A 25,308-nucleotide genomic window follows, 5' to 3' on the forward strand; every position below is an offset into this window, starting at 1 on the left:
TTGAAAATGGGACTTATGGACATCTTTAGTGAACATAAAGCGAATACCAGTCATTTTAGCGTAAGTATACAAGGCTTACCTGATGGCATGGTGCAGGTAACTGACTTCACATCAATGAATGATAGCTTATGTGAAGACTATGAATTTAATATTCAAGTATTGAGTCAGGAACATTTAACTGCGCAAACGTTGCTAGGTAAAGATGCCAGTTTGAGTTTGGTGTGGTCTATGACAGATCGGACTATCTCAGGTTTACTAAGTCGTTTTGTAGCCCATGGTAAAAGTCACCAAGGTTATCATTACACGTTAGTGTTGAGTTCTTATTTAACTTTACTTAAGCATCAACATTCCAATCGTGTTTTTACAGCGATGGATCCCGCTGCCATTATTAAAAGTGTGTTTAATAAAGCGGGCTTCCCAATGCAAAAATTCAGCATGCAAGCCAGCGGCCCTAGCCTCGATATGACAGTGCAATATAACGAAACTGATTATGAATTTGTTACGCGTTTAATGCGTAAACATGGCTTTGTTTATAGTTTTGTTGAGCAAACTGACGCGGATTGCACTTTTAAAGTATGCAATAGCAGCAAAGATATTGCCGCTCTGTTTGATGAAGTAAACTTAAGTTATGTGCCACCATCTGGGCAAGTACGTACTAGCGAAACAATCTTCGCAATTAGTCGCCAAGCCCAACTTCAGCCGCAAAGTATTGCGTTAAACGATTATAACTACCGCGCACCAGGTAATTTACAGGTATCGGCGCAAAATAGCGCTTCGCAACCAGGATTTGGTGAAGACAGTCATTATGGTAATAACTATGCAACTTCTGGCGAGGGCAATACGCTTGCTAAAACGCGTCAGCAAGCGTTTGATTGTCAACGAGAGCAATTGATTATCGACAGTGATTGCAGGGCGCTTAGACCAGGAATGATTTTAACTATTTATGATCATCCAGATCATAATGGCCAATATTTGGTTGTGCGTGTTGATCATAAAGGTAGCCAGCAAGCGGGTGTGGAATATGGCGCTAACGTAAAAGGCTTAACTTATAAAAATCAGGCGTACTTGGTCCCATCGGATCAACAGTTTAAAGCACAGTTACTTCCAGAAAGACGTGTATTTGCAACTTTTAACGCACTAGTAGAGCAAGAAATTGATGATGATGGTAATTACGTAGTAAAACTGCCATTTAATCAAGATGGTGAAGGCCAACAAAGCCGCCCAACACGCTTAATGCAACCTTATGGTGGCAGTGGTCATGGCATGCACTTTCCGCTTACACAAGGTACTGAGGTATTAGTTTGTGGCGAAAATGGCGATTTAGACAGACCCATTATTTTAGGTGCGTTATACAACCAAAATGCACCTAACCCAGTTACCAGCCAAAATCCGACCGAGAATAAGCTCGTTACTAAAGCTGGCCACAGTTTAATAATGGATGATAAAAAAGGCGAAGAAAAAATTAGCCTTGCTAATAAAAATAATAAAAACCAACTATTACTCGATGCCACCAATGGCGCCCATCAAGCAACGCTTAAGTCTGTAGATGGCGATGTAAAAATATCAGCGAAAGAAAATCTGCAATTTGTTGCTGAAAACGACGCCACCTTTACGGTTGCCAATGACTTTACTACGCGGGTAGAGAATAACTTGCAAATGCAAACCCGCGAAGGGGATATCACAGTAACATCGGCGGCAGATTTAACCCTCAAAGCCACCTCAAACACACGTATTGAAGCAACCGATGGCAGCTTAGAGCTTAAAGCGGATCAAGAGCTTAAATTACAAGGTGAACAAGATGTTAGCGCATATTCGGTTGACGGCAATTTAGAACTGCAAGCCCCCAATGGCGATATAGAAATTAGTAGTGGCGCAAATATTACCATTAAAGCGGATGGTCAAGGATCACTGCAATTGAGTCAAGGCGGTGCGAGTATTGAAATTGATGCCGGTGGTAACTTAACCATTGATGCGACAAGTATTACTTTATCGGCCAGTAATATCGCCGTGAAAGGCAGTGCAATTAGTAATAACTAGTTGAAAAGGAGTTTATTATGAGCGCTCAGATCCAAAGTATATTCAATCACGATCAACATTTAGCGTGTGTGAGTCGTGTCGACAGTTTTGGCCGTGTAAAAGCGGTATTAATTAATAATGTTGAACATCAAGTTATTGCGCAAGGCGCACATGTCAGCATCGCAGAAGTAGGGGCTAATGTATTACTTGTACATAGCGCACAAGGCTTTATTGTAACGGCGCTCTTAGCGCAAGCGGATCAAGCACCTGCCGCGCAAATTAATAATTCGCAAGGGCATATCGTTATTGAAGCCCAGCAAAGTGTTAGCCTACAAACGGCCAAGGGTAGTGTTGAGGTATATGCAGACGGCACTATCGTGCTTGAAGGGCAAGATATTACAGCAAACAGCGAGCAAGACCTTACCTTGGCTGGCTGGCCAATTAGGCTTAATTAGCACTATGTTCGCACCTGTATATAAAGTAAAACTTCATAATCAGCGCCTCACCACCTTGTTAAAGCACCGGCAAAAGCTGTTGCAGCAAGGGGCGTTTTCGTTGGCACGTTTTAGCGTGATCGACACGCAAATGCTCAATCATTTATATACCTTAAGTGAGTTGGCAGGCGAAGCGCCAACAGATTATTTTTCAGCGCAAAACTTAACCCAAGTAAGCGAGTTAACATGGCAGGCTTTGTGTGAACTTGCGCAGCAAAATAGCGAACATAGTGAAGTATATCGTTTAATAGCGGCTGATTTATTCATTACTGCTATTGATGACTTTACTGCCTACTTTCATAGCTTAAGAGGCAGTGAGCAATTAGCGCAGTGTGAATTACTTCAACATAATTTAAAGCATTGGCAGCTTAACGATTTAAAAGCGCTACGCACCAGTGTACTTGAAGGCAAAGAAAAACCCCAAAACGTGGTTAAAACCTTATTATTTTCACAACCTCTTACAACCAGTGAATTACTCGCAGCGGTATTACACAAAGATTTTGAGATTGCCTTTGCTGCGTTAGTAAATGGTTATTGTGCAGGGCATGACGATGTAAGCGATAAGCTATTTAAAGTGTTTGCAAAAACCGCAGATGAACAGCAAAAAGCACAATTACTCGCTTTAGCGGGTTTACTTAATGACACGCGTTGGTACGAACCCTGTGCATTATTTTGCAAAGCAAATCCAGAGCACTGCTCGTTTGTATTAAGTCATTTTGTTTATAAACAAGCGCTGCCATTAGTGATGGATTTAATGACCATCGCAGTAACACAACCAAGTGCTTATGCAGCGTGGCTCACATTAACAGATAGGCCGCTTGCCAAAGCTGAAAAAATGTCAGTCGTCAGTGATAACAATGCAGTAAAACCGCAAAGCGGCATTAACCTTGATGATGCCGAGCATGTAAGGCAAGCGTTTGCAATGCAAGCAGGTGAGCAACTTTTAATGGGCATTAGTTTTACCAAAGCCAATAGCGCACAAAAACTCGCTAAATTAGCAGGCTCTTTAGTACAACGTGTTATTGCCCCTCATTTTGATTTAACAAGTGCATGCGGTTTATTTCATGTCCAGCAAAGTGCATCGCAGTGGCAATTACTGTTAAGTGAAAAAGTGGAAAACGTTCATGCTTCATAATCTTTCTCCTTGGCAAGCCAGCACGTTTAGCGGCTGGTTAGAAGACAGTACTGAAGGTCATGTGGTGGTGGTAAAACAAAGCTTTGAGTTTGATGAGCAAGGCAACGTTACAGCCATTGAACCCGGCCCTGAGATTGTTATTGCTGATGATTACCAAGGCGATCCTAACAGCTCACCGATTTGTGAAGTAAACGAGCAGGTGGCTTTTAAGTATGGCTTTGAAGTATATGGTAATTGCACTGCTTATCCGCCAAAAGGAAAAGACGCGCGTGTTATTGAGGTTGAGCTGGGTCTTGATTCGCCTTCGCAACCTTTGTTTAAAAAGCGTTTACGTGTAACCGGAGCGCGTTATTGGCGACGCTCGTTGCTTGGACCAGTAGCTACAGATCCAGATATTATTACCCCAGTGGCACTCAATTATATTCAGGCTTTTGGTGGCAAAGAGCTAAATAACGAGAGCAACACGTTCTTAGAAAACCCAATCGGCCGTGGTTTTAAACTTAAAAATAAGCACGCGGTTGGCCAGCAGTTACCCAGTGTTGAATACGCTAACTCATTACTTAGAAAACCTAGCCACAGCACACCGGTCGCAAGCTTTTCGGCCATACCAAGCCATTGGTCGCCACGAGTTGAACGCTTACCAGAAATAGACGAAACAGCACTTATGGCGGGAGAGTACCCGTTTAAAACAACACAGCCAAAAGATTTATACAACACAGCGCCCATTGATCAGCAAGTTGCAGCCGAGTTTGGCAAAGGCTGGGCGTGTCAGTTAACAGGGCTTTATCCATTACAACAATACGGACAACAACAACGTATAGAACTGCCGTACCAAAAACCTATTGTGGAAGTGGTAAATACACTAGCCCGAGAGCGGCTAACCATGCGCTGCGACACCTTAGTAATTGATTCCGACGCCCAGTGCTTTTCTCTGCTTTGGCGCGGTCATATTAGTCTTGAAAAAGTAGGCGCAAATAGTCAAATACTCGTTGCCTCAGAAAAAAATAGCGGTAAAGAAAATTAATATGAAACAACTTACTTTTGACAGTCTTTATCATATTAATGCTGCCGGCTGTACATCAAGCAGCTTGTATACTGCAGTGGCTAATAAAATGCTTTTTTCTAAACCAAGCAAAGCATTAATTCGATGTGATATTAGTTTAGATGCGCCGTATATTTTTGTTGAAATAGACGAACTTGCGCAACTCGATAGAGTCACGCGCTGTTTATTAATGCTCTCGCACCTACTTGAGCAAGTTGATATAGCTACGTTAAGGCAAACAAACCGCATTAGCCAAATTGTATTTTTACTGCCCGTTGATGAAATTAAACAGCCACTGATAAGCGATGAAACACTCGCTGAGCTACTCCAAGAGTGTATTGCAGAACAAATACCCGCCTATTCACAGATGCCAACATGTGACTTAACCACTATGAACAACGACACCTTAGTAATCGCTGTGGATTCATGTAATAGCTATCAATATGTGAGTGAACAAGCTAAACGCTGCACCGTGCAAGTATTAAACGGCCCACCGGGCGTTATATATGGCGAAGGTGGATATGCACTGTTAATACACCCGCAAGGCAAGCTTACCGCGCAATTATATGACGGCCAAATGACGGCTCAATTAGCGCAGGCCAATTGCACCAGCCAAGACCGTTATTTATTTGCGGGCGAACAATCACTTACTTGGCAAAAAAAATGGTTTGCTTACACACAAAAATTGTACAAAAAAGGCCAGCCGCTCATTGAGTGTGCAGAGTTAGCAACGACGATAGGCCATCAAGGTAATGCAAACTCATTAGCGGCACTTACACTAGCACAAAGCTATTTATGCAACCCGCTTACGCGCTCACTTGAGCAGGTATTTGCTATTTTTAATGCACCTAATGAGCAGCTAGTCAAAATTTCAAGGAGTGAAAAATAATGCCTTATATTAACGCCGCAGCAGGCAAACAAACAGGCAGCGTACAATATGATATTGATGCGCTGAGCGCTGATGTGCGCACCGGTGGCTCAGTAACATGGCGACATAACAACTCAACATTGCTAGGGCTTAACAATAGCGCCCGCAGTAATGGTGCGCTAGGTAAAGCTAACGGTATCGCTATTTTTGAAGATAAAGCCAGTGGTGACGCCGCCTTTTTAGCTGAGATTGCCAGGCCAAAATACCGCGAGAAAACCCTCGGTGAAATGGTAAATATTTTTATACCTGATTATATTATTCCACCGCCACAATGGGATAGCCAAAAAAACGAACCTAGGCTGCCATGGAACGAACCGCAAACCAATATGGATGTAAATAAACCCGTTAGTAACGCGCAAGCATTCTTAGATTTAGTATCAACGCATTTAGGTTGGCAAGCCGGTAACCAAGAGCAGCTTATTAAAGATACAGCTTCACAAGCACCACAAGTACAAGCTGTATCGGGGCAAAATGTGCTGATAAATGGTCGTACCGCTGTACATCAAGATAGTGGCGGTAAACTTATGACGGTGGATGTCTGCTTAACCACAATTGGGACTAGCGTTGTACCAATTCCATACGCAAATAAAGCGCAATCAAGTGACGTTACAGATGTTGCCAGCTCAGTAAAAGTCAATGGCAATGGCGCCGCTAATATAAATAGCACTTTTTCACAAAGCTCAGGTGACTCCCCTGGTGATAAAAAAGGCGTCGCGAGTAAGAAAAACGACGGTGAAGCTGAATTTATCATGGGCTCGTTTAATGTATTAATTGAAGGTAAACCCGCTGTACGCCAAGGTGACCCGATGATCTCTAATTCTAAAAACACCCCACCTGCGCCACTTATGCAATCCGGCGGCCCCGCACCAAGAGGGTTGAGCGTGCAAGTGAGGGATAGTTTGGGGGATAGGCAAGGTGACAAACAAATAGTTATTAAAATATCAGGATCTGAAAAGTTAGATGAAGATGGAGTGTCAATCGTATGAGTGATGTTTGTAGCCCAGATCAAGTTTTAACTAAAGCCGCGCATCGGGAGCTTGTATTTGAAGGGATTGGTTCGGATGAAGAGAATTTATCACTTATTATTCGCGATGACAAAAATCCGAACGAAACAGACAAAGTCTATAAAATCCCTCTTTATCAAGCAAGAGCACAGCAAACAGGAGCGAATGTTGCTGATATAGAATTAATTTGTACCTACCCAATGATTTACGATACAAAAGATGAAAGCGATGATTATATTTCTAACTTATCTGCTGGGTATGTATATGTTTATGTAGATGGTTATCTATGGCGTGAACTTCAGGTTATTGTAGAAGAATGTGGTGTGGTTAAATTTAGAGATGTTAATTTAGCTTACCAGAAAGGTTTTTTACCGTGGAAAAAGAATAAAAATAAAGCGTACGCAAAACAAGGAAGAAGAGACGCAACAGGGCAAGCTCTTAGCTCTATCATTGTCCCCAATAAGATTAAAGGTGCACAGTGCTCTGTTGAAATGGCATTCTCAGAAGTACAATGGTCGTGGTCACAAATCTTAAAGTTAGGAGGAATGAATCCATCAGATCCAAGGCTAAATTATGGTGACCCATTAAGCAGTGAAGAAAGAGACTGCCCAGATAGAGGTGTTTCAACCACTGCTCGCAATAAAAGAATGCAAAAGTTAGATAATTTATCTGACTTTGAAAATGGGTTCACACAGACGGGTATTATTAAAAATGGTGCGAAAATCCACCGCAAAATCCCACATATCGCAGCAGATAAATTCGCTAAAGTTATTTTAAATAATGGACTGTCTGTTGTTAGAAATTACGTTGATGCAATTTTAAAATTACAAGTTGAAATTGCCAGTACACTTTATGAGGTAAAAGGTGTAGAGCTTGGCCCCGATGGGCAAGAAATTATTAAAGATCCCATTAAAAAAGCAAACTTTGAACTTGCTGAAAAGATGATAAACCGTTTTTATCAAATGAATGATGCCATTTTAGACGGTGATATTATCATCAAAGGTGATAAAGACGCGCAGAGACTTCAAGCTGAGCAAATCAAATTTGCAAATAAAATAAAAAATTGGCGTTCTAGCTGCTTAAATGAAACAAACTTAAAAACGTTTTTAAAATATGATCGTTTATTAGCCCTAGCGGATGAGATAAAAAGTCAGCAGCTAGTGCTTATCGAAATTTTAGAACAAGATATTAACACTGTTAAGTTTGTGCATTGTATGGAGGATTTTGCATATCATTACAACGCACATTATGCGTCGGGCTTTGATGTAATAAAAGATATTGCTTTAGTATTAAAAATTCACCCAGCGAGTCAGTTCCCAACAATCATACTCGATAAAGGCGATTGGGATAACTTAACAACATCTACAACCACCTCCTCGATTATGTTAAAACTAGTAGGTGAACACCCATCAGAGCCAGCGCATCCTATTTCTGAATTATTTTTTGGTAAGCCGAAAAAACCTGCAACAGCAACTAAACCCGCCGGTATAGAGCTAGACCCGCAAGATCACAGTGATAAATTCAACCCCAAATTTAGTATTGAACGCATTCAGATGGTTGCAGAAGATAACTCCTTTGACGAAGGTGACAAGGAAGCAGTTGAACAAATCGGTAGGCGACTAGCGCAAGCGCTTATGGGTATGGCGACAGGGTATTTAGATTTATCACTCATCTCAAGCGCCAATCAAGGGCAAGCACAAACAGCCGCTGCATTTAATAAACAAGTCCAAAACGAAAAATCAGCCGGTATAACGCAACAAGAGCAGCTAAAAAAACAAGCTGAATTACAAACAGCGCAAAAGCAAAAATTAGAAGCAAAGCTGAGCCAGGCAGAGAAAACATTGGCTGATAAAGTTAAAGGGCTAAATAAAACAGATGCAGAATATAGAAGGCAACATGCTTTAGCTAAACCTGAAATTGAAAAACTAAAAGCTGAACTTGGCGCGGTTGATAGCAAACTAAATAAAGCCCAAAAATCATTACGCAATATAAATAATAAGTTGGCTCATATTGAATTAGAGCTAGCGCGGGCGGGTAGTGCTAAATTAAGTAAAAACAAAGGTTTAATGGCCGCGCTACGAATAATAAACCAATTAGAGAATGGCCAATTTACCGTACTTGAAATGACTGCCCAAGATTACCATAACGGTAAGTTTTCAAAGGGGTTCATTCCACTAAATGCAAGAGCAAGGGCTGAGATTGCACAAGAGTTAAGTAAAGAAATTAGGGATGTAGTGCGTTCGCAAAATCGTAGCCGTACAAACATTACCACAGCACGCGGGCCAATCAATGTCACTGTAGATGATGTTATGCACTTGCGAAACAAACTAACCCACTTATTAGATTTAGCAGATAAAGCCCAAGGTGTCTTAGCGGGGGAAGGGGCATCACAATTAAAGCTTGATGTTATCGCATTAAAAGAAACGGTCGATGCAAAGCAACTAAATGTTACATCACTAAAAGATGAAATTGCGCAATTGAAAAACAATCAATTAAAGTTAGCGGATGATGTACGCACAAACCAACGTTTAAACCAAAAGCTAGCCGAACTTGCAACGGCGACTGAGCATTTAGCGAATCAAAGGTTTTTATCAAATGCATCTGTTAATACTCTTAGTAAGGCTAATATAGGTATTTTGGGTGCAGTTGGTTTATTCGAAGTACTTAACTTAACCCGAAGTCTTGAGCAATTCGAGTTAACGAGTAAAAGTGTAGGGGTGTTTACCGGGGGCGCACTCGATTTTACCGCTGTGGTACTGACCCTTGTTCGTGAATCCTATGTAATGAAATACGGTATGCCAACTGAACAACAGCTTTTACGATTGCTAGAAGGCGATGTCAATGTTCCAAAAGGAATTCAGCGTGTTTTTAAATTTTCAAAATATATGTATCGTGCGAATATTGCTGCGTCAATTTACAGTGGTGTTACGAGCTTTATAGATGGCTACGATGCCATTAAACGCGGCGATAATGATGCCGCGTTTGGTTTATTAACCATGGGGGTCGGTTTTACTTTGATGACGGTGGGTGATGCCATCGCGTTAAGAGGCCTCCTTTTAGGTATTAAAGTGGGCTCACGATTAGGCTGGATTGGTCTTATCATTGTGTTGGTTGGCGCGGTTATTTACTATTTATTTGTTGATGATGAAATAGAAGCGTGGATGAAAATCAGCCCGTGGGGCACAGATGGCTATGGCGATGATAACAGCAATAGTTGGAAAACACGCCCTGATTATGCGCTGCACGATTTTGCACAATTAACCACTGCACCACAAGTACACAGTGACAATGTAGAAAAAGAGCAGGATATGCATACCATCGCCCAATCTCGTGGTGCTGTTACAACCTATGAAGATCCCACGGAAGCATATTTAATTTTAACCTGCCCAACAAACACAGCATTTAATTTTATTGATGTAGAGCTTGCAGTTAAATCTCGAGAGGGCTTATTAGATTTTTTTGGTAATGATGACGAATACCAAAATCTCGTTTTAGGTGATAGCGCAGGACAAGGTCAAAATTGGCGACAAATATTTTGGGATAATGTATTAGCGACTGATTTATCAAGTGGACAAGGTGTACGGCTTGACTTAAATCAGTATAACTGCGCCGCCATATTTAAAGCGCTCAACACAACCAGAATCACGTTTAGACTACGAGTTAAAACGTATCCAAAAGGTAAAGGTGCGTCAGTGAGCGATGCTTTTAAAGATAATAACTTTATATTGCCAGTATCAAAACGTGATGAAAACGGCGAACTGGAAGAGCCAGGTAAATGGCTCACAACTGAAGTGAATTTATCACTGTTAAATTATTCGCTAAAAGAAGAATTGGGACTTGAGTAACATTATGATAAACACCGAACAAGTATCTGAATTACGCCCCCCTAAAAAACAAACTGACATGGGAAAGTATTACCGAAAAGTGGAAGTCGATTATGACAATTTGTTAGGAGTAAACGATATATATTCAACTGATGGTCGTTATTACGGCGTATTATTAATGGGAAGTATGACGGATACGGATGATAGTTCTTATTCTTGGCTAGCATTAACCTTCTTTGCAATTGGAGCGATAATGCAAGTACTTGGGTTATTTAAAGCAATAAGTTTACAACATCTGTTAGACTCATTGCTTTTTCACCCCTTGTTTATCCTGGGGCAAGTTTTATTATTAATCATTGCTTTTATTTACCACCGTAAAGCGAGAATACCGCGAGGTAAATTAGTCGTGTTTGACCGAAAAACCGGCAATGTAAATTTCCCTGCGTTTGGTGGCAACCCTGAACTTGTGATCCCATTTGAAGAAGTTGAGATGTATCGAGGCTCGTTAGGCTTTAGCTTGGGAAGAGGCATGCCTGTTACAAGTTTAATCCCAAAAAAATACCCTAAGCATGGTAAAAGGGATTGCCAATACATAGTCGCGTTTGCTGATAGTTACGATGGGGCTTGTGGGTCGTGGACATTATTAACGGAGTTTATGGATAAAAATAAACCAATCCCTTTTGGGCTGTTACAGTCTGTTCAACACCATTTAAACAAGGGAAATAGTGTTACATGGAGAGGTGATAAAATTGGTCCCTATATGGATAAGTATCCGCTCGATCCTGTCATAAAAAATAACTATAAGTATGTTTATCACGAAAATCGTGATGCAACAGAAGAATACCCGAGGGATGAAGTTAATTATGTTATTGCGCCCTTTAGTGATGACCCCGTATTGCTAGAGAAAAACATAAAACGTGCATACGAGCTCAATATTTTACTTTTGTGATTCAGGTTATTTAACAACTGGTTTCTGACCACAGGCCATACGCTCTTTAACAATCAGAAAAGGAATTCAAACCTAGGCGGTATATGCTGCCTAGGTTTATTAAAGCAAAGGAACCTGATGCAAAAAAATAATTACTTTGGTGTGGGAATAATGCCAAAGAAAACGAGGTTTAATCGTTTTTTTGAATATCGTAGTATAAAAAATATATATCACGAATTTAAAGGCCTGTGTTTTTTATATGATTGGCTTGATACGAACAAGTTATATGAAAATCAGCGCGAAAAATACAAACTTGTCCCTTGTGGCAATAATCCTATAAAAGCCATATTATTTGGACCAATGGCTATAGGGGCTGTATTAAGCTTATTGTTACTAATAGCCTGTGTTGTCGCAACGTATTCTGAAGAGCCATTTCCTTGGTGGCTGGTAGTCCTTACCTTTTGCTGGAACTTATTCTTCTTAAATTTACTACCAATAACGGCTAGGTATATACCTGATAAGATGATGTACCTTGACAGGCAAAACCAAACGGTCGGGTTTACTTTTGATATACCAGGTTGTGAACAACGAGATGACTTAGGTAACTGTTGCTTTAAATGGGAAGAGATTGTTTGCAGGTTAACCTCGAAGATGGGTGCGCCGGGTGTGATGAATTACTTTCCAGAAATTAGTCATATAGACCAAGAGAAGTACCCTAAAACAACTGTTACCGGTTCAGTTGTAGAGCTTTCAGCTAACCCTGTCCATTGTTATTTATTATGGGAGTGTTATGTGCGCTTTATGGATTTAAGTCAGCCATTGCCCGATGTGCCTGTATATGAACAGCACCGCCATTTAGATCCAATTACGGCAGAGTTTGATAAAAAAAATAATCGTCCTTCAGACTTTTGGGTAGACTTTTCAATTGAACAGCAAATTGAAATTAGGGACGAAATTTTAGAAGATGCTTTTCCATTTGATTGGCTAAAAGGTAAAGTAAATGACGAAATAACGAAACCTTGGCAGCATTGGAAAGCAGAGCCTGAGCGCATAGAGCAATTAACGTGGAAATATAAAGTAAAGCGTTTACTAGTTCAACTTTTTATCGGCTTTCCGTGAAACGGCTTAAGTTTCAGGGTCCATGATACGTAAACAATCAGAAAAGGAATTCAAACCTTGGCACTTTAAAGTGCCAAGGTTGATTAAAAAATAAGGATATTAAATGCAAAATAATGACTACCTAGCCGTTGATATCATGGGTAAAAAAACGCGATTTAATCGCTTTTTTTACCCAGAAAGATTAAATAGCCTCAAGAAAAAATTTAAAGGCTTATGCTATTTATATGATTTACCAGCTAGAAAACAACAAGCAATTCAAAAATATCCTGAACAATATAAAGTAGAAATGTGCGGGAATAGCCCTGCTAGAGCAATACTTTTTGGTCCTATAATTATAGGAGCTGTACTAAGCCTTGTGACTTTTATAAGTGTTGTATCTCTGCCTATTTACGAAGAAGGTGAAAAGTTTCAGTGGTGGATACCTTTACTTACTTTTTCTTGGAACCTGTTTTTTCTTAACTTATTACCAATAACAGAGAGTTACCTCCCTAAAAAGCAAATATATTTTGACAGAAAAAAACAGTTAGTCGGCTTTACCTATAAGATACCCGCTTGTGAAGAGCGTGATGAGCTGGGTAATTGCTGTTTTAAATGGGCTGATATTGTATGCCACCTTGATATAGTGGCAACACGCCCGGGTGTAATGGGGTTTGTGCCTTTTATTAGTCATATTGATGAGGATAAATACCCCGAGACTAAAATAGCTGTTCAGGTGCCTGATAACTCAAATAACCCGATGAACTGCTATTTATATTGGGAACGAGTAGTGCGGTTTATGGATAACAACCAACCACTGCCTGATGTGCCTGAGTATGAAAACTGCCGCCACCTTGATGAACTCACAGCTGAATTTGATAAGCAAAATGACAGACCCAATAATTTTTGGAGCGATTTTTCGCTTGATCAACAAGTCGAAATTTGGCAAAAATTCAATAAAGAGGCTGCTCATTTTAATTGGCTCAGAGCGACACCGAACGAAGAAATAACCAAACCTTGGCTGCATTTTAAAGGTGAGCCTGAGCGTATCGAAAAACTAACATGGAAATACAAAGCAAAGCGCTTAGCACTGCAGTTGTTTATGGGAATACCTTAAAAGATGACTTTATGTATAGTATTAGGCTAAGTTTATTTTTAATAAAAGGAATTCAAACCTAGGTGGCGTAAGTACCGCCTAGGTTTACTGCCACGTTGATTGCTAATACGGAAATATATACAGCTGGTTTTATTTACTTAGGGTTAGGTTTATTTACTACTCCTCTCGGTTGGGCAATTATCGTTTTAGGGCTTCTTGTTGCGATAATTGCTATTTTGGTAACGGATAACGAATTAGAAACGTGGACTAAAAATGGCCCCTTTGCGAAAGATGAAGATGACCGTTGTACTGGTAGTTATCAAAAATGGCACACTCAACCAAAAGAGTGTTATGCCGCATTAGTAGGCACATTAATGAGCCCCAATATCACGTTAGAAGTTAAAAAACTAACTAGTACCCATTGCCAATTAACCATTGATATAGACACACCAAATTTTGCCTTAGGGCAATCAGAGGTGTTCGTTCAAGTTTATCAAATTGAAGATGAGGGAGTTTTGCATTTTGAAAATGAGTTTCGTCACGATCATAATAATTGGCAAATAATCCAAAAGGAGAACACTGAATCAGGAGCTATTACTGGGTTTCAATATATTGTCCCAATTTTATCCATGTGGCCGAAACATTTCGAAGTTGATTGGAAAGTAAAAGTGCAGTACCGCCTAGATAAGAATACCACTTTGCCTTATGTTGATATAGATGAGCGTAAGGATTGGGAATACGGTGAAGTACCAGATAATGCATGGATAATAAAGGAAATAGAATATGCTTGAGCAGTATGCAGAGACCGCTTACAGAGGTAAGCAAGAAACAAAGTTTAGAAATGAAATTGCGACAGACGAGCGTGACTCTATGTATTGCCGCTATCAAAGTAAGCAAGCGCTATTCCCAAGAGGAAGCGTTTTTGGGCATTGTTATAATAATGATCAAAAGTCAGAGTATAAGTATAATTTAAGTGGTAAAAGTGAAGAGTACCGCTCAATTTTATGTCGAAAGAAACATGGAGTTGAATTGGCGTTATCTTCAAATGCTACTAATTATATCGATGTATTAGTTTTTTCGTGGGTCATTTTACATATTACCTTGTTATTTTTAATTGTTTCTTTTCCGTTTGTGAGTTTTGTTCTTGGAGATTATAAAAATGCCTTTGATTATGTTTTATATATTTTTATAGCGTGGGCTATATCAAAACTGTTTAATGTATTTGTTTGGCCAGTATTTCGCCACAAAATTAAATTGGCTGTTGTTTTTAATCGCCTAACAGGTGGGGTAAGTGTGCCAGATTACAGCTCTAGAAAACTCGATACTTTACCATTTAAAGAGTTTAATGCTCATTATAAGGTGTCGCATAACCCAAAAAGTGGGTTTCCCTATAGAGGATTTACACTCTTACATTTTACTCGAAGTGCCAGATATGAAGTTACATATAATAATGATATATCTTGTGGATTTATTCATTGGGAACTGCTACAAAACTTTATGGATATAACCCAACCCCTAGCAGATATCCCTCAATTTGAATATTACCGTGAGTTTGATAAAACCACTGCTGAGTTTGATAAAGCGAATGGCCGCCCTAAGTACTTTTGGTATCGCGTTGATAAGTCATTTTTGAAAGAAATGTCTAAAGCGGATGACGAGTTGAGAAAAGAATTTAATGATGAAGAGCAGCTCGATAATCTTTTGATGGGTAAACCTATTAAAAAGCTAACACCGCCAGATATTTTCAAGTTTCCATGGAAATACGCAGATAACATAAAAGCCGAGTGTGACATTAAGTTCGGTAAAACCTTGTGGCAAAAATTCACTTCGTTTTTGATGGTAGATCTGTAGTTAAGTAACATAATAAAATTAAAGGAATTTAACCCAAGCAGTAAATAATTGCTTGGGTAGGCAAAAGGATATTCATGTCAATTTCATATAGATTTGCAAAACTAAATGCAAAACTAAATGCAAAACTAAATTCAAAAGTGATAGAAAAATCGCAGAACTTTAAACACTATATTTCCTCAAAAAAGTATGAGTATAGTTCACCTAAAGGGTTAATGATTGTCCGATTTTTATTAGAAAAAGAGGATAATAAAAAAGTGAAACCTCAAAGCTTAGATAATGAAGGTCGTTATTTAGGTTTTCATAATGCGGGGGATTGGACGCTAGGGTTAACATTAGGGCCTATTCTTTTAGGAGTAACAGGGAGTATCGTGGTTGCTTGCATTTTTCTTATATGTCTCTACACCCAATTTACTGCTACCCCGGAACCATTACCCGTTTGGTTTATTGTATTTGTTGTTTGCTGGGATCTATTCTTTTTAAACTTCATAACCGCCCTGAAAAGTACTGGCGTTTAATGAGCTACAAGCAAATGAAGCAAATAGAAGAAAAGCTCGATAATGATATTTACCGCTTTAACTTTGATGGCGCCATCACCAACCCAAAACGCTGGGCAAATAAAGAAATCACCAACCCCTGGGAAAAGTGGCCGATAGACGAAAGTTTAAACAAACCAGACAACACCCCATACTGGAAACGCCTAGCTAAAACGTTGGCATTTCAATTAATAGCCGGTGTTTAAAGTTACTGCTCTTTAACAATCAGAAAAGGAATTCAAACCTAGGTGGTATATGCTGCCTAGGTTTATTAAAGCAAAGGAACCTGATGCAAAAAAATAATTACCTTGGTGTTGGAATAATGGCAAAGAAAACGAAGTTTAATCGTTTTTTTGAATATCGTAGTATAAAAAATATATATCACGAATTTAAAGGCCTGTGTTTTTTATATGATTGGCTTGATACGAACAAGTTATATGAAAATCAGCGCGAAAAATACAAACTTGTCCCTTGTGGCAATAATCCTATAAAAGCCATATTATTTGGACCAATGGCTATCGGGGCTGTATTAAGCTTATTGTTACTAATAGCCTGTGTTGTCGCAACGTATTCTGAAGAGCCATTTCCTTGGTGGCTGGTAGTCCTTACCTTTTGCTGGAACTTATTCTTCTTAAATTTACTACCAATAACTGCTAGGTATATACCTGATAGGGTGATGTATCTTGATAGGCAAAACCAAACGGTCGGATTTACTTTTGATATACCAGGTTGTGAACAACGAGATGACTTAGGTAACTGTTGCTTTAAATGGGAAGAGATTGTTTGCAGGCTAACCTCGAAAATGGGTGCGCCGGGTGTGATGAATTACTTTCCAGAAATTAGTCATATAGACCAAGAGAAGTACCCTAAAACAATAGTAACTGGTTCAGTTGTAGAGCTTTCAGCTAACCCTGTCCATTGTTATTTATTATGGGAGTGTTATGTGCGCTTTATGGATTTAAGTAAGCCATTGCCCGATGTGCCTGTGTATGAACAGCACCGCCATTTAGACCCCATTACAGCTGAATTTGATAAAAAAAATAATCGTCCTTCAGACTTTTGGGTAGACTTTTCAATTGAACAGCAAATTGAAATTAGGGACGAAATTTTAGAAGATGCTTTTCCATTTGATTGGCTAAAAGGTAAAGTAAATGACGAAATAACGAAACCTTGGCAGCATTGGAAAGCAGAGCCTGAGCGCATAGAGCAATTAACGTGGAAATATAAAGTAAAGCGTTTACTGGTTCAACTTTTTATCGGCTTTCCGTGAAACGGCTTAAGTTTCAGAGTCCATGATATGTTAACAATCAGAAAAGGAATTCAAACCGAGGCACTTTAAAGTGCCAAGGTTGATTAAACAATAAGGATATTAAATGCAAAATAATGACTACCTAGCCGTTGATATCATGCCTAAAAAAACGCGATTTAATCGTTTTTTTTACCCTCATAAAATCAAAGAACGATATAAAAAGTTTAAAGGCTTATGCTATTTGTATAATTGGATAGATACTGACATGCATTTAGTTGAAACCCAACCGCAAAGATATCGGTCTTTTAAGTGTGGTAACGATCCTATAAAAACGCTCTTCTTTGGACCAATGGCAATTGGGTTTACTTTAAGTTTGCTATTTGTCATTTCTTGTGTTGTTGCTACCTACTCGGACGAACCTTATCAATGGTGGGTACCGTTACTTACATTTAGTTGGAATTTATTTTTCTTGAATGTATTACCAGTTACATTTAGGTTTACATCTAAAAAAATAATATATTTTGATAGATTAAAGCAGACAGTGGGTTTTACTTTCAATATACCAGACTGTGAACAGCGTGATGAATTAGGTAATTGCTGCTTTAGTTGGGATGAAATAGTGTGTCGGCTTGATATTGCATCTACGCGTCCGGGAGTTGTAAGCTACTTCCTGAGTATTAGCCATATTGATTTAGAAAAGTATCCAAAGACTAAAATGCTAGGTACGGTGGCGGATAATGGAGAAACACCAGCATATTGTTACTTGTATTGGGAAAGTAATGTACGTTTCATGGATTTAACTAAACCTTTACCTGATGTACCTGAATATGAAGAACACCGGCATTTAGACCCACGGACAGCTGAGTTTGATATTCAAAATAATAGACCTGTAGGTTTTTGGCTCGACTTTTCATTTTCGCAACAACAAGAAATTTGGCGAAAATTAAAAGAAGAAGCTTATGACTTTGATTGGCTGAAGGGAAAGCCTAACGAAGAAATAACCAAACCTTGGCTTCATTTTAAAGGTGAGCCAGAGCGTATCGAAAAACTTACTTTGAAATATAAAGCAAAGCGCTTAGCATTGCAGTTGTTTATGGGGATACCTTAAAAGATGACTTTATGTATAGTATTAGGCTAAGTTTATTTTTAATAAAAGTAAACTTAGCCTAGGCAGTATATGCTGCCTAGGTTTATTAAAGCAAAGGAACCTGATGCAAAAAAATAATTACTTTGGTGTTGGAATAATGCCAAAGAAAACGAAGTTTAATCGTTTTTTTGAAGCGCACCGAATAATAAATGAAGGAAGCGAATTTAGAGGATTATGTTTTTTCCGACGTTGGCTAAATCAAGATAGGCGCATTTACGCGAATAAAAAAGAGCAATATAAAATAGCACCTTGTGGCAATAACCCTATAAAAGCCATATTATTTGGTCCAATGGCCATTGGTGCTGTATTGAGTTTACTATTACTAATTGCCTGTGTTGTCGCAACGTATTCTGAAGAGCCATTTCCTTGGTGGCTTGTAATCCTCACCTTTTGCTGGAACTTATTCTTCTTAAATTTATTACCAATAACGGCTAGGTATATACCAGATAAGATGATGTACCTTGACAGGCAAAACCAAACGGTCGGGTTTACTTTTGATATACCAGGTTGTGAACAACGAGATGACTTAGGTAACAGTTGCTTTAAATGGGAAGAGATTGTTTGCAGGTTAACCTCGAAAATGGGCGCGCCGGGTGTGATGAATTACTTTCCAGAAATTAGTCATATAGACCAAGAGAAGTACCCTAAAACAATAGTAACTGGTTCAGTTGTAGAGCTTTCAGCTAACCCTGTCCATTGTTATTTATTATGGGAGTGTTATGTGCGCTTTATGGATTTAAGTAAGCCATTGCCCGATGTGCCGGTATATGAACGACACCGCCATTTAGACCCCATTACAGCTGAATTTGATAAGAGGAATAATCGGCCTGATGAGTTTTGGTCCTCATTTTCGTTTTCGCAGCAATTAGAAATTGAAGAGGAAATTCTGAGTGAAGCATTTCCTTTCGATTGGCTAAAAGGTAGAGAGCAGGAAGAAATAATCAAACCTTGGCAGCATTGGAAAGCAGAGCCTGAACGCATAGAACAATTAACGTGGAAATATAAAGCTAAGCACCTTGCGCTTCAGCTTTTTATCGGCTTTCCGTGAAACGGCTTAAGTTTCAGAGTCCATGATACGTTAACAATCAGAAAAGGAATTCAAACCTTGGCACTTTAAAGTGCCAAGGTTGATTAAACAATAAGGATATTAAATGCAAAATAATGACTACCTAGCCGTTGATATCATGCCTAAAAAAACGCGATTTAATTGTTTTTTTTACCCTGAGAGATTAAATAGCCTTAAGAGTAAATTCAAAGGTTTATGCTATTTATATAATCTACCTGCAAGAAAGCAAAAAGCAATTCAAAAACACCCAGAGCGATATAAAATAGAAATGTGCGGGAATAGTGCTGCTAGAGCTTTGCTTTTTGGTCCTATGGCTATTGGTGGTGTTCTGAGCTTTATATTCTTTTTATCTTGTATTGTGATGACATATTCGGATGAACCTTATCATTGGTGGGTGCCTGCACTTACTTTTTCTTGGAACCTGTTTTTTCTTAACTTATTACCAATAACAGAGAGTTACCTCCCTAAAAAGCAAATATATTTTGACAGACAAAAACAGTTAGTCGGCTTTACCTATAAGATACATGGTTGTGAAGAGCGTGATGAGCTGGGTAATTGTTGTTTTAAATGGGCTGATATTGTGTGCCACCTTGATATTGTGGCAACACGCCCGGGTGTAATGGGGTTTGTGCCTTTTATTAGTCATATTGATGAGGATAAATACCCTGAGACTAAAATAGCTGTTCAAGTGCCTGATAACTCAAATAACCCGATGAACTGCTATTTATATTGGGAACGAGTAGTGCGGTTTATGGATAACAACCAACCACTGCCTGATGTGCCTGAGTATGAGAACTGCCGCCACCTTGATGAACTCACCGCTGAATTTGATAAGCAAAATGACAGACCCAATAATTTTTGGAGCGACTTTTCGCTTGCTCAACAAGTCGAAATTTGGCAAAAATTCAATAAAGAGGCTGCTCATTTTAATTGGCTCAGAGCGACACCGAACGAAGAAATAACCAAACCTTGGCTGCATTTTAAAGGTGAGCCTGAGCGTATCGAAAAACTAACATGGAAATACAAAGCAAAGCGCTTAGCACTGCAGTTGTTTATGGGAATACCTTAAAAGATGACTTTATGTATAGCATGCAACTAGGATTCTGATAAAAATTAAAAATGGAATTCAAGCCTAGGGGTTATGCACCCATCTAGGTTTATTGGCACACTGACGACTAAGGAAGTAAAAAGGAAATTAAGAAGAGAGCCACTTTAAATACGCGCATCTTAGTCATAAGGTAGAAAAAAATCAAACCATGCACGAGGTAAACTGCCGCCTACAGGCGATGTAATATAGCTGTTTAAATTTGCGTAGGCGGGGCTTTACGCCGCGCAAATTGAAGAATAAAAACGATACTCACTCTGAATAGTTAAGATGGGTGTCATCTTAATTTCGTTACGCCGCATTAGTAGGCACATTGATGAACCCAAATATTACGTTAGAGGTCAAGAAGCTAACTAGTTCACATTGCCAAATAACCATTGATATCGACACACCAAATTTTGCATTAGGTCAATCAGAGTTATTTGTGCAAGTTTACCAAATAGAAGATGAGGGAGTTTTACATTTTGAGCAGGAATTCCGTCACGATCATAAAAACTGGCAAATAATCCAAAAAGAGAATACTGAATCAGGCGTTATAAATGGGTTTCAATATATTGTCCCAATTTTATCCATGTGGCCGAAACATTTCGAAGTTGATTGGAAAGTAAAAGTGCAGTACCGCCTAGATAAGAATACCACTTTGCCTTATGTTGATATAGATGAGCGTAACGATTGGGAAGATGGAGAAATACCAGACAAGGCGTGGACAATAAAGGAAAGAGAATATGCTTGAAAAATATGCTGACACAGCTTACAGAGGTATGCAAGATGCAAAATTTAGAGATGAAATAGCGACTGATGAGCGTGACTCTATGTATTGTCGTTATCAAAGCAAGCAAGCTATTTACCCTAGGGAGGATTTAATCGGGTATTGCTTTGATAGCAGTCAAAAGAGTTATTATAAAGGGAATATTAATGGTCAAACGGACTATGATCGTTCAATTTTAACTAAAGGAAAGAATAAGTTGACGTTGGCATTAATTTCAAATGCTACAAATATGATTGGTTTGATAAACTTTACTTGGGCTATGCTACATTTATTCTTTGTTTTTTTTATGTTTATTCTACCGTTATTTTCCCTTGCTTTGGGGGCATATGATCTTGCATTTGATTTTTTTATCATTCTTTCAAGTTGCTGGGGGGGATCTAAGTTAATTAGCTTGCTAATTTGGCCATTTTTTCGTTTCAAATTTAATCTAGCCACAATTTTTAATCGGAAAACGGGTATGGTTGAAATACCTACTAAGGATGCAAAAAGTTTTGATACACTCCCTTTTGAAGAGTTCAATGCTCACTATAAAGTAGCCCATAATCCAAAAAGCGGTTTTGCTAACAGAGGCTTTACATTACTGCATTATAAGAAAAACATTCGTTATGAGCAGACTTATAGTAACCAAATAGCCTGCGCTTTTTTGCACTGGGAGTTACTACAAAATTTTATGGATGTTACTCAACCCTTAGCAGATATTCCACAATTTGAATATTACCGTGAGTTTGATAAAACTACCGCTGAATTTGATAAAGCGAATGGTCGCCCTAAGTATTTTTGGTATCGGGTTGATAAGTCATTTTTAAAAGAAATGTCTAAAGCGGATGATGAACTTAGAAAAGAATTTAATGATGAAGAGCAGCTTGATAACCTTTTGATGGGTAAACCTATTAAAAAGTTAACATCGCCAGATATTTTTAAATTTCCGTGGAAATACGCAGATAACATAAAAGCCGAGTGTGACATTAAGTTCGGTAAAACGTTGTGGCAAAAATTCACTTCGTTTTTGATGGTAGATCTATAGTTAAATAACATAATAAAATTAAAGGAATTTAACCCAAGCAGTAAATAACTGCTTGGGTAGGCAAAAGGATATTCATGTCAATTTCATATAGATTTGCAAAACTAAATGCAAAACTAAATGCAAAAGCAATAGAGAACTCGCAGAACTTTAAACACTATATTTCCTCAAAAAAGTATGAGTTCACATCACCCAAAGGAATAATGATTCCCCGATTTTATTGAATAATAAAATTTAAATAACTACCTCAAATGTTTGATTAAACTGCTGTAAAGCGGCTTCAACGCGGGTGATGCCTAAGTCAAACTCAGCCCGGGTTGCTGGGCCGCCTAGGGTGAGGCGAACACCATTTGGATTATCTACTTTTAGGGCTGGAACTTCTGGGATAAAGGAATCTAGCGTCCTTACAATTACCTTATGCGCTTTTAATACGCTGCAAAACTCAAACATATTCTGCGACTGGGATAAGCGAATATATACATTTAAACTGGCAAACTGAGCATCTATCTCATAAGTTTGAAGCAGCTTTTTTATTTGTTCAATACGATAGCGTATCTCATCTGCTAGCTTAGTTTGATTATAAGTAAATTCGTTACTTTTAATGGCGCGCATTATTAACTCAAAATTCATTGAGGAAACCGCCCAACACTCACTATGAATTTGTTTTAAAATTGGTTGCTCCCAAAGTCGTGGAGGTAATAAGTAACCGGCTCGTAGTCCGCCTGCAAAATATTTTGAAAAGCTTGAAATATAAAAAACCCGATCCGGTGCTTGTTGCCACAATGGTAATCGCCAATACTCTGGCAAACAGTAATTTACGTCATCTTCAATAATGAAAAAATTATATCGGCGACTCAGCGCCAGTAGGGCATTTAAATTGTTACTGCTATAGCAAATATTGGTTGGATTTTGACAGTTTGGCGTGATGTAAACCGCTTTGATTGTACGCGACTTACACAATGCTTCAATTTGCGCAAGATCAATCCCGTCGCTATGCACGTTTACTTGTGCTAATGAAAGTTTAAGCGAATGACACGCATGGTAAAAACCGGGGTAACACATTGACTCTGCAATGACAGTATCGCCACTTTCACACAAGGTTGCTAACGTAGTGAATATTCCTTGCTGAGCACCTTGGGTAAATATCAACGGATGGTTTAAGCAATCAAAGCCCTTATCCGCTAGCCATTGTTTGAAAAAATGTTGATGTGAGGTAAGTCCATTGAGTTTATAAATCATCACATCTGTTAATGCACTTTGATCCTTTGACAGCGATTGCAGGGCATTGGTCATAACATGTTGTTGCCCCATCATCGGTTGCATGCTTGAAGCAAAGTCTGTGTCGCCCTCAAAATGACTTAACTCAATAACTTTACTTACAAAGGTACCAGCCCCTAGTTTTGCAGTAACCAACCCTCGTTGCTCAAGTAAAGCATATGCACGAGTTACCGTACCATGTGTAACACTTAGGCTGTCAGCGAGTAGTCGTTGGGCTGGTAATTTTTGCTCAAAACCCAGCATTTTGTTGTCGATAGCATGCTCAATCAAAGCGGCTAATGCGCGATATTTTGGCTGTGTTTTGCACAAACTACTAAATAGAGTGTGATCCGGTTTGTAAATTGTATTCATAACAATAAAAATATTGATGATTTTACATAAGTATGACAATTAATAGTTATTAAACAACTACAATATTGTATCAATACAATTAATTATTATGAATACAGCTACTGTTTTTGAGCTTGCTCCGGCTCTCATTTTATTTTGTTTTGCGGCGTCAATTACGCCTGGGCCTAATAATATTTTGCTTACTCACTCAGGCACACATTTTGGCGTGATCAAAACCCTACCGCACTTATTGGGTATTCGAGTAGGCATGACGATAATGCATTTGGCAATGCTACTAGGATTAGGGAAATTGTTTTTAATACAGCCAAAGCTGCATTTTTTTCTACAGCTTTGTGCCAGTGGTTATATTTTATATTTGGCATACAAGATAGCTAGTAGCTCTCAATTAAAAGGTGATAATGCTCAAGCAAGGCCTTTAAATTTTTTTCAAGGCATGCTTTTTCAGTTGATCAATCCTAAGTCATATGCAGTGTTAATGACACTTTGTACTGCACTGACTTTACCAGGAGGTGCCTATTGGCCTTCTGCAATTTTGGGCGTGATTATTTTTAACCTTGTCGCGGCTTGCTCAGGCTTGTTTTGGGTAAATTTTGGCAAATACATGCGCCAATTTCTAAATAAGCCAAATATCTTTAAACGTTTTAATTGGGTTATGTCACTGTTTCTTGCGGCATCAATTCCTTTAGTTTTTCTTTCCAATGCAAGCATTCAGTAGGGAAATAAAATGAAATTTACTCACCAATTGTCACCACAACAATTTACCCAAGCGTTTGAGTTTTTATCTGAGCGAAGTTATTGGAGTCAAGGCATTAGTCGCGAACGGTTAGAAAAAGCGTTCGCACACTCGCTGTGCTTTGCATTAATTGAAAATAAACAGCTATTGGCATTTGCACGAGTGGTGACTGACCAAGCCACTTTTGCAAACTTACTGGATGTATTTGTGTTAGAGCCATTTAGAGGTCAAGGGCTGGGTAAAAAGCTGATGGGTCATGTAATGAGTCACCCTGAATTGCAATCATTACGCCGTTTTACACTGGCAACAAAAGACGCTCATTCACTTTATCAACAATTTGGTTTTCAAAGCCAAGCAAACCCCAATCTCGCAATGGAAAAGTGTTTAGTTGGCGGGTACTCAACATTATTACAGCGGCAAAATTAAGTATGAATTGAACGTTTTAATGCGTGCAGTTAAATACTTTTATTATTTTACAGCTGAACTCTTTATTCTCTATTTATAGCCGTTTTATTAAAAATGTGAGCACTTTAGAGAGTATCAATAAATAATACGGCCTATAAAAATAGGCCATATTATTATACCAATCGACTTAAATATTTAACCATTCTGGCGGGCTAAATAAAACGCTAACTGCGTTAAT

The 25,308-nt window shown here is 38.8% G+C and carries 23 protein-coding genes; 22 read left to right on the forward strand and 1 reads right to left on the reverse strand.

Going from position 1 to position 25,308, the window contains the following annotated elements; translation table 11 throughout:
- Positions 1-15: 15 nt before the first annotated feature.
- The 20 genes from PVK79_RS07930 to PVK79_RS08025 all read left to right on the forward strand — a co-directional run bounded on the left by PVK79_RS07930 (position 16) and on the right by PVK79_RS08025 (position 22,306).
- Positions 16-2,037 carry a type VI secretion system Vgr family protein gene (locus PVK79_RS07930; RefSeq protein ID WP_338052650.1) on the forward strand — a complete coding sequence of 674 codons (2,022 nt, stop codon included), beginning with the start codon at positions 16-18 and terminating at the stop codon, positions 2,035-2,037.
- A gap of 17 nt (positions 2,038-2,054) precedes the next feature.
- Positions 2,055-2,471 carry a hypothetical protein gene (locus PVK79_RS07935; protein WP_182719402.1) on the forward strand — a complete coding sequence of 139 codons (417 nt, stop codon included), beginning with the start codon at positions 2,055-2,057 and terminating at the stop codon, positions 2,469-2,471.
- 4 nt (positions 2,472-2,475) lie between these two features.
- Positions 2,476-3,645: a hypothetical protein gene (locus tag PVK79_RS07940; RefSeq protein WP_257326858.1), complete on the forward strand. Its 1,170-nt coding sequence runs from the start codon at positions 2,476-2,478 to the stop codon at positions 3,643-3,645.
- Positions 3,635-4,669 carry a DUF2169 family type VI secretion system accessory protein gene (locus PVK79_RS07945; RefSeq protein WP_257326859.1) on the forward strand — a complete coding sequence of 345 codons (1,035 nt, stop codon included), beginning with the start codon at positions 3,635-3,637 and terminating at the stop codon, positions 4,667-4,669. Before PVK79_RS07940 ends, PVK79_RS07945 begins: the two co-directional genes overlap by 11 nt.
- Position 4,670: 1 nt before the next feature.
- Positions 4,671-5,576, forward strand: a complete 906-nt coding sequence (locus PVK79_RS07950; RefSeq protein WP_182759387.1) for a hypothetical protein — start codon at positions 4,671-4,673, stop codon at positions 5,574-5,576.
- Positions 5,576-6,601 (forward strand): DUF4150 domain-containing protein, encoded by a 1,026-nt coding sequence (locus PVK79_RS07955; RefSeq protein WP_257326860.1) that lies wholly within the window; start codon positions 5,576-5,578, stop codon positions 6,599-6,601. The genes PVK79_RS07950 and PVK79_RS07955 overlap by 1 nt, the downstream gene beginning before the upstream one ends.
- Positions 6,598-10,464: a hypothetical protein gene (locus PVK79_RS07960; protein WP_257326861.1), complete on the forward strand. Its 3,867-nt coding sequence runs from the start codon at positions 6,598-6,600 to the stop codon at positions 10,462-10,464. The genes PVK79_RS07955 and PVK79_RS07960 overlap by 4 nt, the downstream gene beginning before the upstream one ends.
- Before the next feature lie 4 nt (positions 10,465-10,468).
- Positions 10,469-11,392 carry a hypothetical protein gene (locus tag PVK79_RS07965; protein ID WP_257326862.1) on the forward strand — a complete coding sequence of 308 codons (924 nt, stop codon included), beginning with the start codon at positions 10,469-10,471 and terminating at the stop codon, positions 11,390-11,392.
- Positions 11,393-11,509: 117 nt separating this feature from the next.
- Positions 11,510-12,490 carry a hypothetical protein gene (locus PVK79_RS07970; RefSeq protein ID WP_257326863.1) on the forward strand — a complete coding sequence of 327 codons (981 nt, stop codon included), beginning with the start codon at positions 11,510-11,512 and terminating at the stop codon, positions 12,488-12,490.
- A 103-nt stretch (positions 12,491-12,593) separates the two neighbouring features.
- On the forward strand, positions 12,594-13,583 hold the full coding sequence (locus tag PVK79_RS07975) for a zinc metalloprotease (RefSeq protein ID WP_257326864.1): 990 nt from the start codon (positions 12,594-12,596) through the stop codon (positions 13,581-13,583).
- Between the two features lie 95 nt (positions 13,584-13,678).
- Positions 13,679-14,353: a hypothetical protein gene (locus PVK79_RS07980; RefSeq protein WP_257326865.1), complete on the forward strand. Its 675-nt coding sequence runs from the start codon at positions 13,679-13,681 to the stop codon at positions 14,351-14,353.
- Positions 14,346-15,413, forward strand: coding sequence for a hypothetical protein (locus tag PVK79_RS07985; RefSeq protein WP_257326866.1), 1,068 nt, complete (start codon positions 14,346-14,348; stop codon positions 15,411-15,413). The genes PVK79_RS07980 and PVK79_RS07985 overlap by 8 nt, the downstream gene beginning before the upstream one ends.
- 74 nt (positions 15,414-15,487) lie before the next feature.
- A complete protein-coding gene (locus tag PVK79_RS07990) occupies positions 15,488-15,928 on the forward strand; it encodes a hypothetical protein (protein ID WP_257326867.1) in 441 nt (146 codons plus the stop codon).
- Positions 15,928-16,152: a hypothetical protein gene (locus tag PVK79_RS07995; protein WP_182733916.1), complete on the forward strand. Its 225-nt coding sequence runs from the start codon at positions 15,928-15,930 to the stop codon at positions 16,150-16,152. Before PVK79_RS07990 ends, PVK79_RS07995 begins: the two co-directional genes overlap by 1 nt.
- 83 nt (positions 16,153-16,235) lie before the next feature.
- The gene (locus tag PVK79_RS08000; RefSeq protein WP_257326868.1) at positions 16,236-17,216 is read left to right on the forward strand and encodes a hypothetical protein; all 981 of its coding nucleotides are present in this window, start codon (positions 16,236-16,238) and stop codon (positions 17,214-17,216) included.
- Positions 17,217-17,319: 103 nt separating this feature from the next.
- The gene (locus PVK79_RS08005) at positions 17,320-18,303 is read left to right on the forward strand and encodes a hypothetical protein (RefSeq protein ID WP_182759392.1); all 984 of its coding nucleotides are present in this window, start codon (positions 17,320-17,322) and stop codon (positions 18,301-18,303) included.
- A 103-nt stretch (positions 18,304-18,406) separates the two neighbouring features.
- Positions 18,407-19,390: a hypothetical protein gene (locus PVK79_RS08010; RefSeq protein WP_274804074.1), complete on the forward strand. Its 984-nt coding sequence runs from the start codon at positions 18,407-18,409 to the stop codon at positions 19,388-19,390.
- Positions 19,391-19,493: 103 nt separating this feature from the next.
- Positions 19,494-20,477 (forward strand): hypothetical protein, encoded by a 984-nt coding sequence (locus PVK79_RS08015; RefSeq protein WP_257326870.1) that lies wholly within the window; start codon positions 19,494-19,496, stop codon positions 20,475-20,477.
- Positions 20,478-20,829: 352 nt separating this feature from the next.
- Positions 20,830-21,246 carry a hypothetical protein gene (locus PVK79_RS08020; RefSeq protein WP_257326872.1) on the forward strand — a complete coding sequence of 139 codons (417 nt, stop codon included), beginning with the start codon at positions 20,830-20,832 and terminating at the stop codon, positions 21,244-21,246.
- Positions 21,239-22,306 carry a hypothetical protein gene (locus PVK79_RS08025; protein ID WP_257326873.1) on the forward strand — a complete coding sequence of 356 codons (1,068 nt, stop codon included), beginning with the start codon at positions 21,239-21,241 and terminating at the stop codon, positions 22,304-22,306. The genes PVK79_RS08020 and PVK79_RS08025 overlap by 8 nt, the downstream gene beginning before the upstream one ends.
- A 231-nt stretch (positions 22,307-22,537) precedes the next feature.
- On the opposite strand, the gene PVK79_RS08030 is transcribed toward PVK79_RS08025, so the two are convergent.
- Entirely contained in the window at positions 22,538-23,932 is a 1,395-nt protein-coding gene (locus tag PVK79_RS08030; RefSeq protein WP_182730818.1) for an aminotransferase-like domain-containing protein, read from the reverse strand.
- A gap of 88 nt (positions 23,933-24,020) precedes the next feature.
- Here PVK79_RS08030 and PVK79_RS08035 point away from each other — a divergent pair, with 88 nt between their 5' ends.
- Positions 24,021-24,647 carry a LysE family translocator gene (locus PVK79_RS08035; protein ID WP_145234560.1) on the forward strand — a complete coding sequence of 209 codons (627 nt, stop codon included), beginning with the start codon at positions 24,021-24,023 and terminating at the stop codon, positions 24,645-24,647.
- A gap of 9 nt (positions 24,648-24,656) precedes the next feature.
- Complete coding sequence (locus PVK79_RS08040; RefSeq protein WP_257326874.1) at positions 24,657-25,091, forward strand: GNAT family N-acetyltransferase; 435 nt, start codon at positions 24,657-24,659, stop codon at positions 25,089-25,091.
- The last annotated feature ends 217 nt before the right edge of the window (positions 25,092-25,308 follow it).

Origin of the sequence: Pseudoalteromonas rhizosphaerae (assembly GCF_028885455.1) — a bacterium.
GTDB lineage: Bacteria > Pseudomonadota > Gammaproteobacteria > Enterobacterales > Alteromonadaceae > Pseudoalteromonas > Pseudoalteromonas rhizosphaerae.

Coding starts and splice junctions, on each gene's coding strand:
- PVK79_RS08030 (WP_182730818.1), bottom strand. CDS start 23,932: ATGAATACAATTTACAAACCGGATCACACTCTATTTAGTAGTTTGTGC.
- PVK79_RS07990 (WP_257326867.1), top strand. CDS start 15,488: ATGTCAATTTCATATAGATTTGCAAAACTAAATGCAAAACTAAATGCA.
- PVK79_RS08025 (WP_257326873.1), top strand. CDS start 21,239: ATGCTTGAAAAATATGCTGACACAGCTTACAGAGGTATGCAAGATGCA.
- PVK79_RS07945 (WP_257326859.1), top strand. CDS start 3,635: ATGCTTCATAATCTTTCTCCTTGGCAAGCCAGCACGTTTAGCGGCTGG.
- PVK79_RS07950 (WP_182759387.1), top strand. CDS start 4,671: ATGAAACAACTTACTTTTGACAGTCTTTATCATATTAATGCTGCCGGC.
- PVK79_RS08015 (WP_257326870.1), top strand. CDS start 19,494: ATGCAAAATAATGACTACCTAGCCGTTGATATCATGCCTAAAAAAACG.
- PVK79_RS08040 (WP_257326874.1), top strand. CDS start 24,657: ATGAAATTTACTCACCAATTGTCACCACAACAATTTACCCAAGCGTTT.
- PVK79_RS08010 (WP_274804074.1), top strand. CDS start 18,407: ATGCAAAAAAATAATTACTTTGGTGTTGGAATAATGCCAAAGAAAACG.
- PVK79_RS07970 (WP_257326863.1), top strand. CDS start 11,510: ATGCAAAAAAATAATTACTTTGGTGTGGGAATAATGCCAAAGAAAACG.
- PVK79_RS07985 (WP_257326866.1), top strand. CDS start 14,346: ATGCTTGAGCAGTATGCAGAGACCGCTTACAGAGGTAAGCAAGAAACA.
- PVK79_RS07995 (WP_182733916.1), top strand. CDS start 15,928: ATGAGCTACAAGCAAATGAAGCAAATAGAAGAAAAGCTCGATAATGAT.
- PVK79_RS08020 (WP_257326872.1), top strand. CDS start 20,830: ATGAACCCAAATATTACGTTAGAGGTCAAGAAGCTAACTAGTTCACAT.
- PVK79_RS08005 (WP_182759392.1), top strand. CDS start 17,320: ATGCAAAATAATGACTACCTAGCCGTTGATATCATGCCTAAAAAAACG.
- PVK79_RS07965 (WP_257326862.1), top strand. CDS start 10,469: ATGATAAACACCGAACAAGTATCTGAATTACGCCCCCCTAAAAAACAA.
- PVK79_RS07930 (WP_338052650.1), top strand. CDS start 16: ATGGACATCTTTAGTGAACATAAAGCGAATACCAGTCATTTTAGCGTA.
- PVK79_RS07940 (WP_257326858.1), top strand. CDS start 2,476: ATGTTCGCACCTGTATATAAAGTAAAACTTCATAATCAGCGCCTCACC.
- PVK79_RS07975 (WP_257326864.1), top strand. CDS start 12,594: ATGCAAAATAATGACTACCTAGCCGTTGATATCATGGGTAAAAAAACG.
- PVK79_RS07960 (WP_257326861.1), top strand. CDS start 6,598: ATGAGTGATGTTTGTAGCCCAGATCAAGTTTTAACTAAAGCCGCGCAT.
- PVK79_RS07955 (WP_257326860.1), top strand. CDS start 5,576: ATGCCTTATATTAACGCCGCAGCAGGCAAACAAACAGGCAGCGTACAA.
- PVK79_RS08000 (WP_257326868.1), top strand. CDS start 16,236: ATGCAAAAAAATAATTACCTTGGTGTTGGAATAATGGCAAAGAAAACG.
- PVK79_RS08035 (WP_145234560.1), top strand. CDS start 24,021: ATGAATACAGCTACTGTTTTTGAGCTTGCTCCGGCTCTCATTTTATTT.
- PVK79_RS07935 (WP_182719402.1), top strand. CDS start 2,055: ATGAGCGCTCAGATCCAAAGTATATTCAATCACGATCAACATTTAGCG.